The 14,153-nt window shown below is 31.7% G+C and carries 12 protein-coding genes; 9 read left to right on the top strand and 3 right to left on the bottom strand.

Annotated features, from left to right (window positions below):
• The first annotated feature begins 65 nt into the window (after positions 1-65).
• Positions 66-1,862 carry a translation elongation factor 4 gene (lepA, locus tag ACEQT4_RS08145; protein WP_027879363.1) on the top strand — a complete coding sequence of 599 codons (1,797 nt, stop codon included), beginning with the start codon at positions 66-68 and terminating at the stop codon, positions 1,860-1,862.
• 58 nt (positions 1,863-1,920) lie between these two features.
• Here lepA and ACEQT4_RS08140 read toward each other — a convergent pair whose 3' ends face one another.
• Positions 1,921-3,774: a sodium:proton antiporter gene (locus tag ACEQT4_RS08140; protein ID WP_027879362.1), complete on the bottom strand. Its 1,854-nt coding sequence runs from the start codon at positions 3,772-3,774 to the stop codon at positions 1,921-1,923.
• Positions 3,775-3,989: 215 nt separating this feature from the next.
• On the opposite strand from ACEQT4_RS08140, the gene ACEQT4_RS08135 reads away from it, so the two are divergent.
• From ACEQT4_RS08135 to ACEQT4_RS08100, 8 genes are all read left to right on the top strand, one after another.
• Positions 3,990-4,850, top strand: coding sequence for an MBL fold metallo-hydrolase (locus ACEQT4_RS08135; RefSeq protein ID WP_370226918.1), 861 nt, complete (start codon positions 3,990-3,992; stop codon positions 4,848-4,850).
• A gap of 24 nt (positions 4,851-4,874) precedes the next feature.
• Positions 4,875-6,488 (top strand): S8 family peptidase, encoded by a 1,614-nt coding sequence (locus ACEQT4_RS08130; RefSeq protein ID WP_370226917.1) that lies wholly within the window; start codon positions 4,875-4,877, stop codon positions 6,486-6,488.
• Positions 6,489-6,560: 72 nt separating this feature from the next.
• The gene (locus tag ACEQT4_RS08125) at positions 6,561-8,384 is read left to right on the top strand and encodes a M1 family metallopeptidase (RefSeq protein WP_370226915.1); all 1,824 of its coding nucleotides are present in this window, start codon (positions 6,561-6,563) and stop codon (positions 8,382-8,384) included.
• 99 nt (positions 8,385-8,483) lie between these two features.
• A complete protein-coding gene (locus ACEQT4_RS08120; protein WP_370226914.1) occupies positions 8,484-8,972 on the top strand; it encodes a hypothetical protein in 489 nt (162 codons plus the stop codon).
• An 84-nt stretch (positions 8,973-9,056) separates the two neighbouring features.
• Positions 9,057-9,854 carry a S24 family peptidase gene (locus tag ACEQT4_RS08115; protein ID WP_370226913.1) on the top strand — a complete coding sequence of 266 codons (798 nt, stop codon included), beginning with the start codon at positions 9,057-9,059 and terminating at the stop codon, positions 9,852-9,854.
• Positions 9,855-9,858: 4 nt separating this feature from the next.
• Positions 9,859-10,245 (top strand): ribonuclease P protein component, encoded by a 387-nt coding sequence (gene rnpA, locus ACEQT4_RS08110; protein ID WP_370226911.1) that lies wholly within the window; start codon positions 9,859-9,861, stop codon positions 10,243-10,245.
• On the top strand, positions 10,229-11,863 hold the full coding sequence (locus ACEQT4_RS08105; protein WP_370226910.1) for a S41 family peptidase: 1,635 nt from the start codon (positions 10,229-10,231) through the stop codon (positions 11,861-11,863). The genes rnpA and ACEQT4_RS08105 overlap by 17 nt, the downstream gene beginning before the upstream one ends.
• Before the next feature lie 44 nt (positions 11,864-11,907).
• Complete coding sequence (locus ACEQT4_RS08100) at positions 11,908-12,777, top strand: OmpA family protein (protein WP_370226909.1); 870 nt, start codon at positions 11,908-11,910, stop codon at positions 12,775-12,777.
• Positions 12,778-12,780: 3 nt separating this feature from the next.
• On the opposite strand, the gene ACEQT4_RS08095 is transcribed toward ACEQT4_RS08100, so the two are convergent.
• The gene (locus ACEQT4_RS08095) at positions 12,781-13,230 is read right to left on the bottom strand and encodes a GNAT family N-acetyltransferase (protein ID WP_027879353.1); all 450 of its coding nucleotides are present in this window, start codon (positions 13,228-13,230) and stop codon (positions 12,781-12,783) included.
• 4 nt (positions 13,231-13,234) lie between these two features.
• Positions 13,235-14,149, bottom strand: a complete 915-nt coding sequence (locus ACEQT4_RS08090) for a cation diffusion facilitator family transporter (RefSeq protein WP_370226908.1) — start codon at positions 14,147-14,149, stop codon at positions 13,235-13,237.
• Between the last annotated feature and the right edge of the window lie 4 nt (positions 14,150-14,153).

Below are 14,153 nucleotides of genomic sequence, written 5' to 3'. Positions count from 1 at the left end.
TATATTTAAATCCTTAATAATTACATTATATTTGCAACATCTTTTTTAATGAAGATATTTGGACTATGAAGAACATTAGAAACTTTTGCATTATTGCACATATTGACCACGGTAAAAGTACACTTGCAGATAGGTTACTTGATTACACTGGTTCTGTTACCGAACGCGAAAAACAAGATCAGCTTTTGGATAGTATGGATTTAGAACGTGAACGTGGTATTACAATAAAATCTCACGCCATTCAAATGGATTTTATTCATGAAGGTGAACATTATGTACTTAACCTTATTGATACTCCTGGTCACGTAGATTTTTCTTATGAAGTTTCTCGTTCTATCGCTGCTTGCGAAGGTGCTTTACTAATCGTAGACGCAGCACAAAGTATACAAGCTCAAACTATTTCTAACCTATACTTAGCGTTAGAAAATGACTTAGAAATTATACCTGTTTTAAATAAAGTAGATCTACCAAGTGCTAATCCAGAAGAGGTTACCGATGATATTGTAGATTTATTAGGTTGTGACCCAGAAGAAGTAATTCACGCTAGCGGAAAAACAGGTTTTGGTGTAGACAATATTTTAAAAGCAATTATAGAGCGTATTCCTGCACCAAAAGGTAACGAAGATGAGCCTTTACAAGCCTTAATTTTTGACTCGGTTTACAACCCTTTTAGAGGTGTAGAAACTTACTTTAGAGTTATTAATGGTTCTATTAAAAAGAACCAACAAATTAAGTTTATCGCTACAGGAAAAACTTACGGTGCTGATGAGGTTGGTACATTAAAACTAAAACAGTTACCAAAAAAAGAAATAAAAGCTGGAGATGTTGGTTACGTCATTACCGGTATTAAAGAAGCTAAAGAAGTAAAAGTAGGAGATACCATTACCGATGCTGCTAACCCAACTAAAAATGCAATTGGCGGTTTTGAGGACGTAAAACCAATGGTATTTGCAGGTATTTATCCTGTAGATACTGAAGATTATGAAGAGCTTCGTGCCTCTATGGAAAAACTGCAGCTTAACGATGCATCATTAGTATTTCAACCAGAAAGCTCGGCTGCATTAGGGTTTGGTTTCCGTTGTGGATTTTTAGGAATGTTACACATGGAAATTATCCAAGAACGTCTGGAACGTGAGTTTAACATGACTGTTATTACAACCGTACCAAACGTTAGTTATCATGCGTTTACAAATAAAAATCCAGATGAAATTATTATTGTTAATAACCCATCAGATTTACCAGAACCTTCAACTTTAAATCGTGTTGAAGAACCATACATTAAAGCTACAATTATTACAAAAGCAGACTTTGTTGGTAATGTAATGAGTTTATGTATTGAAAAACGTGGACAAATTACCAATCAAACTTACTTAACTACCGAGCGTGTTGAGCTTAGTTTTGATATGCCATTAGCCGAAATTGTTTTTGACTTCTACGATCGTTTAAAAACCGTTTCTAAAGGTTATGCCTCATTTGATTACCATCCAATTGGTATGCGTGCTTCAAAATTAGTACGTGTAGATATATTACTTAACGCACAAAATGTAGATGCGCTTTCGGCTTTAATACATGCAGATAATGCTTATCATATTGGTAAAAAGATGTGTGAAAAGCTAAAAGAATTAATACCACGTCAACAGTTTGATATTCCAATTCAGGCTGCTATTGGAGCAAAAATTATTGCTAGAGAAACTATTAAAGCGTTACGTAAAGATGTAACAGCGAAATGTTACGGTGGAGATATTTCGCGTAAGCGAAAACTTTTAGAAAAGCAGAAAAAAGGTAAAAAACGTATGCGTCAAGTCGGTAATGTAGAAATACCTCAACAGGCATTTATGGCGGTTTTAAAACTAAATGATTAAAACTTAAACCTTATACATATAAAAAAAACCTTCAATATTAACTGAAGGTTTTTTGTTTTTAAGAGCTTTGTACTGTTTCTACTTTTTCGACATCTAAAGGTTTTCCTAGATAGACTAAATGATAGCCTTTTTCTACATCTGTAATTTCGGTATTGTAAGATGAAATGATATGTAGCTCGCCTTCATTATCTTTAATAAATAAAGGAATAATGTCCTTATCATTATTAGTTGTCTTAATTAAGTCGTCTAAATGTTCTTTATCTATTATTTCAATTTCTTGAATGCTAGGGTATTTTCTGGTCACTTCAGATAAAGAATTAAAATCATCAGTATGAGAAAATAAACCTTCTTTTGGGTTATTATTTTTATCTGCCATTTCAGAAGAAGACACTAATCTAAAAGCGCCGTTTTCTCCAAATTGTTTTCCAAATTTGTTAATAGCGTATTTATTAATGTCACTGTTGCCTGTTAATGCCATTAAATAACCAACGTCATTTAATTCGATATTATCAATTAAAGTTTGAGAATAAATATCGGTATTGATGGCTTCTAAGCCTAACTCTTTAGCTTTATTTATGTTGTTTTGATTACTATCAATAAGTACAACATGTCTTCCGTTAGATTCTAAATAATGTCCGATTAATCTAGATACTTTTGAGGCGCCAACGATTAAAATTCCACCAGATTTTGTTAAAAACACTCCAACCAACTTAGCAAATAAACGCGCTGTTGTGGCATTTAAAAGTACTGTTCCTAATACAATTACAAAGACTAATGGTGTAATATATTCTGCTCCTGCAACACCATTTCGGGCTAATTTTAAACCAAAAAGAGACGCAATACCAGCAGCTACAATACCACGTGGACCAACCCAACTAATAAATAGTTTTTCATTCAGTTTTAATTTAGAACCTTGTGTACTTAAAAATACACCTATAGGTCTTACTGCAAACACAACAATTGCAAATAATATTACGGTTTTCCAGTTATAGATTAAAAGTAAATCACTGTAATTAATATTAGCTGCTAAAAGAATAAATAATATCGAAATCAATAAAACACTTAACGATTCTTTAAAATATAATAAGTCTTTTAAATATGGTGATTTAGAGTTACCTAAAACCATACCCATAACCACAACAGCTAATAATCCAGACTCGTGTGCAAATGCATCTGATAGCACAAAAACACCTAAAACTGCTGCTAAAGCAAATACGTTAAGTAAATAATGTGGCACCCATTTTTTATTAATAATAAAGTTTAAAGCATGTGCAAAAGTAAACCCGAATGTAGCACCAAAAAGCACAATTTTACCAAACTCTATTAAGGCTGTTTTGGTAAACTCGCCTCCAGCATCTACACTAATAAATTCAAACACTAATACGGCAACTAAAGCGCCAATTGGGTCTATTAAAATACCTTCCCATTTTAAGACAGCAGATACGTCTTTTTTTAGAGGAATATTCCTTAAAATAGGTGTAATTACAGTTGGACCAGTAACTATGATTAATCCAGAAAATAGAAAAGAAATTTCCCAACTTAATTCAAAAATATAATGTGCTGCAATACCTGCGCCAAAAAATGTTACAATAGACCCTATAGAAATTAATTTAGTAATTACAGGACCTACATTTTTTATTTCGGCCATCTTTAAGGTTAGTCCACCTTCAAATAAAATAATACTAATAGCTAAGGACACAAAATAGAATAAACTTTCTCCAGGAAATAAGCCTTCTCTTTCGTTCCAAATTGGTTCTATCCACTTAGAACCATCGTCTGTTATAAATTCTGCAGCAATTGGACCAACCAGTAATCCTATTAAAATTAAGGGTAAAATTGCCGGAATTTTAAACTTCCATGCTACCCATTGTGCTAATATTCCTAAAATGATTATTCCTGCTAATTCTAACATTTAAACTTGTTTTGCGTGAAAATAGTAATTCTTAAATTTATGCTATAAATTTTAACCCAAATTTAGTCAATTACATAAAAAATTACGTTATCTAATTCAAAGTCAATTTAACAAATTATTTAATTATTCTATTTTTCTTAATAATTCCCTAATAAGACTTAAGTTTTCTTCTTTAATTAGTAATTTGCAGCGACTTTTTAAATCATCTTTCTTTTATGAAATTATATCCCATTAATGCTGGAAACTTTAAATTAGATGGCGGTGCTATGTTTGGTGTAGTTCCAAAATCTTTATGGACCAGAACCAATCCTGCAGATAGTAATAATATGATAGATATTGCTGCGCGTTGTTTATTAATTGAAGACGGTAATCGATTAATTTTAATCGACACAGGAATGGGTAACAAACAAAGTGAAAAGTTTTATGGCTATTACCATCTTTGGGGCGATGATAGTTTAGAAAAATCTTTAAAAACAGCAGGTTTTTCTACAGATGATGTCACAGATGTATTTATGACACATCTTCATTTTGACCATTGTGGCGGAAGCATAAATTACAATAAAGACCGTACAAAATTAGAACCAGCTTTTAAAAATGCACACTTTTGGAGCAATAAAGACCATTGGAAATGGGCAACACAACCTAACCGTCGTGAAGTTGCTTCATTTTTAAAAGAAAATATTTTACCAATGGAAGAAAGCGGTCACTTAAAATTTACAAGTATTCCGCAAGATGATATTTTAAAAAATTCAGAACTTGGCTTTGACATCTTTTTTGCAGATGGACACACAGACAAGCAAATGATACCAATGATCAATTACAAAGGAAAAACCATTTGCTTTATGGCAGACTTACTTCCTACCGTAGGACATCTACCCTTACCTTTTGTAATGGGTTATGATACAAGACCATTACTGACGTTAGACGAGAAAGAAAAATTCTTAAACCTAGCGGCAGATAATAATTATTACTTATTTTTGGAACACGATGCACACAACGAAATTATAACCGTACAACATACCGAAAAAGGCGTACGATTAAAAGACACTTACACGTGCAACGATATATTTAATTAACAAAACAAACACAAAGAAAAAGCAATGACAATTAATTACAAGCCATTAATGCTGTCTGCATTTGCAGCAGTTGTGCTTTCAAGCTGTGGTGGTAATGCACCAATCCTTTCAACTCCAATTGAAAATATTGACAATACGCCAATTAAAGAAACGCCTTTAACAGAAGCAGAAGCACATAATTGGGGACATTTAGATTTAGTTAAAGACACCATTCCTGGAATGAGTGTTGATAAGGCTTACGCCGAAATTATTAAAGGAAAAAAAGGACAACAAATTATTGTTGCTGTAATCGATTCTGGAATTGACATCGAACACGAAGATTTAGATGACGTAGTTTGGACAAACACAGACGAAATACCAGGAAACGGCATTGACGATGATAAAAACGGCTATGTAGACGATATCCATGGATGGAACTTTTTAGGTGATGCATACAACGAAAGATTAGAAATGACGCGTATTGCAGCTAGTGGTAATGCTAGCATACCAAGATATGCTGAAGCTGTTGAAGAACTAGACAAAAAATATCAAGAAGCACTTTCTGGTAAACAACGCTACGACCAAATTTACGCTCAAGTTTCTGGAGCACACGATGTGTTAACAAAGCATTTTGGTAAAGAAGATTACACTGCAGAAGAAGTTAAAGCAATCAATACAGAAGACCAAGCACTAAAAGATGCTGTTGGTGTTGCTAATTTTATCTACGGAAATGGTTTAACGTCTATGAAAGAAGCTAAAGAGCAAATAAAAGGTGGTGTAGAGTATTTTACAGACCAAGTAAACTACAACTTAAATAAAGACTTTAACGGTCGTACAACAGGAGATAATCCAGATGATTTTGATGACAAACCAGGTTACGGAAACAACAACGTAATGCCTTCTGTTAAGTCTGAAAGTCATGGTACACACGTTGCTGGTATTATCGCTGCAGAACGTAATAATGGGTTAGGTGCTAACGGTGTTGCAAACAATGTAAAAATCATGTCTTTACGTGCAGTACCAAATGGTGACGAGTATGATAAAGATATTGCAAAAGCTATTAGATATGCTGTAGACAACGGTGCAAAAATTATTAACGGTAGCTTTGGTAAAAGCTATTCTACTCATTCTGATTGGGTAAGAGATGCTATTAAATACGCTAGTGATAAAAACGTAATTTTTGTTCATGCAGCAGGTAACGATAGTAAAGATGTAGATGTAGAACCAAACTTCCCTGATGATAATGTAGATTTTGTAGAGATTTCAGATACTTACATTCGCGTTGGTGCTTTAGCGCCTAGTTATGGTACAAAAATGATTGCTAGTTTTTCTAACTACGGTCTTAAAAATGTAGATGTATTTGCTCCTGGAGCAAAAGTATACTCTACAACTCCAGAGAATGAATATGATACTAAAGGAGGAACAAGTATGGCTGCTCCAGCAGTTGCTGGTGTTGCTGCTTTAATCTGGTCTCAATATCCTGACTTAAAAGCTTCTCAAGTAAAACAAATTATCATGAATTCTGGTTTACCAGTAAAATCTCAGGTAATTGTTGGTGGTGATGCTAATAACGTTAAAACGCTATCAGATATTAGTAAATCTGCAAAAATAGTTAACGCTTACAATGCTTTAATTATGGCATCTCAAGTTGCTAATTAATACATAAAAAGATACAAAAAGCCTCAACCCAAAACTGTTGAGGCTTTTTTATTTCAACTAAATTTTTAAAGAATGAAAAAATTACTACTTCTTACCATTGCTTTCGGTTTTTTAACTGCTTGTAGTTCTACAAAACAAGCGGTTTCAACTTCAGAAAGTTCAACTGAAAAAAACTCTACATATTGGCAACAACATGTAGATTATAAAATGGATATTGATATGGATGTTAACAACTATCAATACCAAGGAAAACAAACGTTAGTGTATACAAATAATTCACCTGACGTTTTAGATAAAGTGTTTTATCATTTATACTTTAATGCGTTTCAACCAGGTAGCGAAATGGATGTACGTTCTCGTACTATTGAAGATCCAGATTCTAGAGTTGGCGATCGTATAAGTAAATTAAAACCTAACGAGATTGGTTATATCAACGTAAATAGCCTAAAACAAGACGGTAAAAAAATTAATTATGAAACGGTTGGTACTGTATTAGAAGTAGAGTTAGCTCAACCTATTCAACCAGGACAAAGTGTAACATTTACAATGGATTTTGATGCGCAAGTACCAGTTCAAATTCGTCGTTCTGGTCGTAATAATGCCGAAGGTGTTGCACTTTCTATGACACAATGGTATCCTAAGTTAGCCGAATATGATTTTGAAGGATGGCATGCAGATCCATACATAGGACGCGAGTTTCATGGTGTTTGGGGAGATTTTGAAGTTAACTTAACTATAGATAAAGATTACGTTGTTGGCGGTACTGGTTACTTACAAGGCGAACCTGAAATTAAAGGCGACAAAAAAACTATGCAATTTTTAGCGCCTAATGTTCATGACTTTACTTGGGCTGCAGATCCGGATTATATTCACGATACTATGCAAGTTCCAAACGGTCCAATGCTTCATTTTTATTACAAAAAAGATTTACCGGCAGATAACTTAAAATATTGGAAAGACTTACAACCTAAAACTGTTGAGTTAATGCAGTATTTTTCTGAAAACGTAGGAAAATATCCTTATGATCAATATTCTGTTATTCAAGGTGGTGATGGCGGTATGGAATACGCTATGTGTACTTTAATTACAGGTAAACGTAGCTTTGGTAGTTTGGTTGGTGTAACAGCACATGAGTTAGCACATACTTGGTTTCAATTTTTATTAGCGACAAATGAAGCTAGACACGAGTGGATGGACGAAGGTTTTACAAGTTACATTAGTGATCATGCGATGAATAAAGTAATGAACGAAGGGAAAGAAATTCCTAACGCAAATGCTTATAGAGGTTACATTTATTTAGCAAAATCTGGTAAAGAAAAACCACAAACTACACATGCAGATCGTTACGAAACTAACATGGCTTATGGTATAACAGCTTATAACAAAGGTTCTGTATTTTTATCTCAATTAGGTTACATAATAGGTGAAGACAATCTTAAAAAAACACTTAAAAAGTACTTTGACGATTTTGCTTTTAAACATCCAAGACCTATTGATATTATTAGAACTGCCGAAAAAGTATCAGGTTTAGAATTAGATTGGTACTTAATAGATTGGACACAAACTACTAATACTATTGATTATGCGGTAACTTCTACAGAAGAAAATAATAGCATAACAACAGTAAATTTAGAGCGTAAAGGTTTAATGCCAATGCCTTTAGATATTGAAGTAGAATATACTGACGGAACGTCTGAATGGTATAATATTCCTTTAAGAATAATGAGAGGCGAAAAACCGTTAGCTTCAAACGTAAAAATATTAAACGATTGGGCTTGGGCATATCCAACCTATAGTTTTAGTATAAACAAGCCAAAAAGCGCCATAAAAAGCATTACAATAGATCCAAAACAACTAATGGCAGATATTGATAAAACAAACAATACATTAGAGTAATACTATCTATTAAAATGAAATTAAAAGCTTCAACAATTGTTGAAGCTTTTTTTATTCTTAAAACTCTATGTTTGAAAAGCTATTCAATAAAAATAAAAAATGAAACATTTAGCCTACGTATTAATTCTAGTATTAGCTTTTAGTTGTAAAGACAACCAAAAAGAAAAAGTAGATACTAAAGTAGAAAGCACAACACAAAACACTGAAAAAGATACTGAAACTACCACAGATTTATCTTTTCTAAAAGATATTAAAAGCTTAGAAAAAGATACGTCTGCTAATCCAATTAAAGCCTTTAAAACAAAAGCAACTAACCTTGCAACCGAAGTAGTCAAACTAAACAAAGACAATATTAAAGATGCTTTAACTAAAGCTAAAGACTTTAAAAATGTGGTCATCACTGTTGATAACCATACCATTGTAAAATTAGATGTTAACGACTGTAAACCTTCTGGTGCTTGGAGCGCTTGTATGCCAAAAGCTGAAGGTTATATTAAAAAAGGAGACTTAGCATATCAAAACGATTATGCTAACAATATTATTGGTTTACCAGACAATCAAGAACGTTTGATGTTTTTGTTTGATTAGATAAATTTCAATATCATTACAAATGTTTGAATTTTCATATCTTAGCTTAAAATATAAGTCTTCAAGACCTTTCTTTTAAGAAACATGCAGCAAATAGATCAAAAAATAACCGCTATAATCAATCATTTTCAGCTTAATAATTATGCATTTTCAAAACGTATAGGTGTTACCGGAACAACCATAGATAGCATTGTTAATGGTAGACCTCAACCAGATGGAACTCGTAAAAAAACCAAACCTGGTTATGATGTGTTAAGTGCGATTATAGATCAGTTTAACATCAATCCAGACTATCTTTTTGGTAAAAGTGATGTAATGTTAAAGCAAGATGTGGCTAAAATTCAAACATATTCTGGAATACCAAAAGTAGTTGCTGTTAATCAAAATGATGAAGAAAACGTAGTCTACGTTCCTGTAAAAGCTAGAGCTGGTTATTTAAATGGTTACGAAGATAGCGAGTATATCGAGACTTTACCTACGTTTCATATGCCACAACTTACTAATGGAACCTATAGATGTTTTGAAGTACAAGGCAACTCTATGTTTAGCACATTTGCAGATGGCGATTTAGTTTTTGGTCAATATGTAGAAGATTTAAAAGATATTAAAAATGGTCGTGTTTACGTTATTGTCAGTAAAAATGATGGTATTGTTTTAAAACGAATTATCAATAATATTGAAGAAAAAGGACAACTTATTTTAAAAAGTGATAACACAAACGGAAATTATCCAACATACACCATAAATGCAGAAGACATTATGGAAGTTTGGCACGTCACAATGTTTGCATCAAAACAAATACCAGAACCAATGGATGTTTATGACCGTTTACACGAGCTTGAAAGTAAATTGCTACAACTTCAAGAAGCATTAAAAAACTAAATTAATGCGCTACACTTACAATAAAGACGAAAAACTTAAAAGCCAAAAAGCAATTGAGCAATTATTTGCTGAAGGAAAATCTGTTTCGGCATATCCTTTGCGTATGGTCTATCTAGATAACCAAACCCAATTAAAAGTTGGGGTATCTGTAAGCAAACGAAATTTTAAATTAGCGGTACATCGTAACCGAGTAAAACGCTTGCTACGTGAAGGCTACAGACTTAATAAAAATCTGTTAATAGACAATAAGTTAGACCATTACACGCTAATGATTTTATATATTAGTAAAGAAATGCCGGATTTTAAGATTATTGACAAAAAAATGAAGGCATTACTAACTAAATTTAATGACCAAATTTCTAATATAGAGAAGAATGAAAAAGATACTTAAAAAACGCCTATTAATTCCTGTTTTTGCGTTAACTATTTTTATAACCGGAAGCGCCTTTAAAAGTGATTTTTTCGAAATAGCTAAACAAATCGAAATTTTTACCACACTTTTTAAAGAGCTTAATATGAATTATGTAGACGAGACTAATCCTGCAGATTTAATGGATAATGCCATTAAAAATATGCTTAACGATTTAGATCCGTATACCAAATTTTATAACGAACAAGATGTAGAAGCAGAGCGTATACGTCGTACAGGAGATTATACTGGCGTTGGTGCAAGAATTAAAACTTTAAAAGATAAATTAGTAGTTGTAGAGCCTTATAAAGATTATCCAGCAGATAAAGCAGGTCTTAAAGCAGGTGACGAAATTATAGAAGTAGACGGTATCAAAGTAGATGGTTATGAAGATGATGCCTCTAACTTATTAAAAGGTGCACCAAATTCAACATTAAAAGTAACTTATAAACGTCAAGGAAAAACCAATACAACGACCTTAACACGTTCTGAAATTGAAATTAATGCTGTACCTCATTTTTCTATGATTAATGAAACTACAGGCTACATTGTACTTCAAAAATTTAATGCAAAAGCGTCTATGCAAACCGAGTATGCCTTAAAAGATTTAAAGGCACAAGGCGCAAAAAGCATCATTTTAGATTTACGTAATAATCCTGGTGGATTACTTCGCGAAGCCATAAATATTGTTAACCTTTTTGTACCAAAAGGACAATTGGTAGTAACGACAAAATCTAAGGTTAAAAAATACAATAAAACCTATTATACAAAAAACGAACCTGTAGATACAGAAATACCTGTTGTAGTATTAATTAACGGTCGTAGTGCTTCTGCTTCCGAGATTGTTTCTGGTGCATTACAAGACTTAGATAGAGCTGTAATTGTTGGTGCACGTAGTTTTGGTAAAGGCTTAGTACAGCGACCAAAAAAGCTAACTTATGGTACACAACTTAAAGTTACAATTTCTAGATACTACACGCCTTCAGGACGTTGTATACAGTCTTTAGATTATTGGAATCGTGACGAAAATGGTAACGCAGTACGTATAAAACAAGAAAATTATCATGAGTTTAAAACCAAAAACGGACGTAAAGTCTATGATGGTGGCGGTGTTTTTCCTGATGAAGCTTTAGAAACAACAAAAAATTCTGCAATTACAGATGCTATATTAAACAGTCAAGCCATTTTTGATTTTGCTACACAATATTATTACAATCATCAAATTGAAGATATCAATAGTTTTAAATTATCTGATACAGATTTTAATGCATTTAAAACGCATTTAAAAAACTCTAGTTTTGAGTTTGAAACCGAAACAGAAAAAGCACTTAAAAAAGCTTTTGAAGTCTCTAAAACAGAAAATTTAAATGATGATATTCAAAAAGAATACAATGCTTTATTACAACATTTAGACAAAACTAAAACACAAACTGTAGACCAAAATAAAACACAATTAGTTAATCTACTAACTGACGAGATTGTAAAACGTTATGTATATAGAGAAGGACTGTACGACTACTATAAAGTAAATAATCAAGAGATTAAAACAGCAACACAAATATTAGCTAACCCAAGTAAATACAATAGATATTTAAATTAAAATCTAGTAAAAATTTATTATATTTAGTGGTTAAGCAATTTAAAATGAAGTACTTTTTAATCATCTTTTTGTTAATAAACACGTCTATTTTTTCGCAAAGCGAATTAAAACATGATGTGTATTTTAATACTGACGAATATGATGTTCCTTTAACAGAAGAAAACAGGCTTCTGCTTTTTATTTCTACACTAGACACCATTACAATTGATAAAATTTCAATTTATGGATTTTGTGACGATCGTGGTACCAATGATTATAACTTAGAGCTTTCTCAAAACCGAGCAGATGCTATAAAAATGATGTTTGCTGATTATGGTATTGATCAAAATTTAATAACCAATGTTAATGGTAAAGGCGAAATTTTATTAAAAGTTTTAAAAGAAGACGAAGTAAACAAAGTTAGAGGTTTAAACCGTAAAGTAGAAATTATAGTTAAACCTAAAAAGTTAGCTACAAAAGAGCAAAAGATAGAAGAAACAGTTGTTGATAAAACTTCTAATAAAGACAAAAAAATAACACCTGAAGATATAGCTAATGGCAACATTAAAACAGGTGATAAAATACGATTAGATAAAATTTATTTTAAAACTAATTACAGTTATGTTACTTCAGATTCTAAAAAAACTTTAGAAAAATTAGCTAAAATTTTAGTTGCAAAGAAAAACGTCTATTTTACTATACAAGGTCATGTATGTTGTACACAAAATAGTCGTGATGCTGTAGATAAAAGAACACAAAAACGTAATTTATCTGTAGCTAGAGCAAAATATATTTATGATTATTTAGCACGTAAAGGTGTAGATAAAAAACGCATGAAATATGTCGGTTTACGTCGTAAATTTCCTCTTGGTGGTGATCCTAAATACGATAGACGTGTAGAAATCTTGATTACCTATATTGCAGATAAAAAATAATTATTATTTATCTTCATAAATCATAGCAATATGTGGTATACCATCTTCTAAATATTGCTCTCCTACTTCAAAAAACTGCAAATTATTATAAAAACGTTTTAAATAACACTGTGCAGAAATTTTAATATCTGTCGTGTTAAATACATCTTTAATAGTTTTTATAGATGCATCCATTATATCATAACCATACTTGTGCTTACGTTCATTTTCTTTAACTACAACTCTACCAATACTAGCTAATTCAAAATAATCTCCAGGTTTAAAAATTCTTGTATAACCAACTAAAACTTCATCTTTAAAACCTAAAACATGTAGTGCTTTTTGATCTTTTCCATCTATATCTTGATATACACAATCTTGCTCTACTACAAAGACTTCACTACGTAATTGTAGTAAATCATACAGTTCTTTTGTAGTTAATTGACTAAATGTTTTTACTTTAATGTTTAGCATAAATTTAATCTTGTACAATTATATCTTTAGGATCTTCTTTTTTGTATTCTGGTTGGATATTAACGTGATTAATATCAAATTCGTCATGTAATAACTGCTCTATTTGCTGTAAAATAGTATCAAATTGCGTGATTGTAATATCTTTATCTAAATCTAAATGTGCTTCTAGATGAAGCTCGTCATCATTTAAATTCCATATATGTACATGATGTAGTTTTTTAATATGATCTAAGCTATTAACACGTTTTACAACATCTTCTACATTTATATGCGAAGGTGTAAATAACATTAGCATTTTTGTTGAGGTTTTTAACAAAGCGTAACCAACCCAAATTAGGTATAAACCTATTAAAAATGTTAATACGCTATCTATCCAAAATATTTGGTAGTACTTCATTAATAAACCACCAATTAACACGGCAACACTTGCTAACATATCTGTTAATAAGTGTAAGTATGCAGATTTTATATTGATATTGGTTTGAGAATCTTTTCTTAATAATAAAACACTTAATCCATTAAAAATGATAGCTAAAAGAGATAACCAAATAACAAGATTAGACTCTATAGTTTCAGGATTCTGAAAGCGTTTTACAGCTTCAATAATTAATAATATAGCAATTACTATTAATGTTGAAGCGTTTATAAATGCCGCTAAAATTTCGGCACGTTTATAACCAAAAGTTTTATTATTAGACGCTTTTTTCTTTGATAATTTTGCAGCAAAATAGCTTACAATTAAAGAAATAACATCTGTAAAATTGTGTAAAGCATCACTAAGTAATGATAAACTACCAGAAACAAAACCACCAATAATCTGTGCTACGGTAATACCAATATTTAAAAGGATAGATATTAATAGTTTTTTTCCTCTTAAATCATGTGCGTGATTATGATTATGTGTGTGATGGTGACCCATCTTA

This window comes from Mesoflavibacter sp. (assembly GCF_964226795.1).
GTDB classification, from domain to species: Bacteria; Bacteroidota; Bacteroidia; order Flavobacteriales; family Flavobacteriaceae; genus Mesoflavibacter; species Mesoflavibacter zeaxanthinifaciens.
This window is presented reverse-complemented; position numbering and strand designations above follow the sequence as displayed.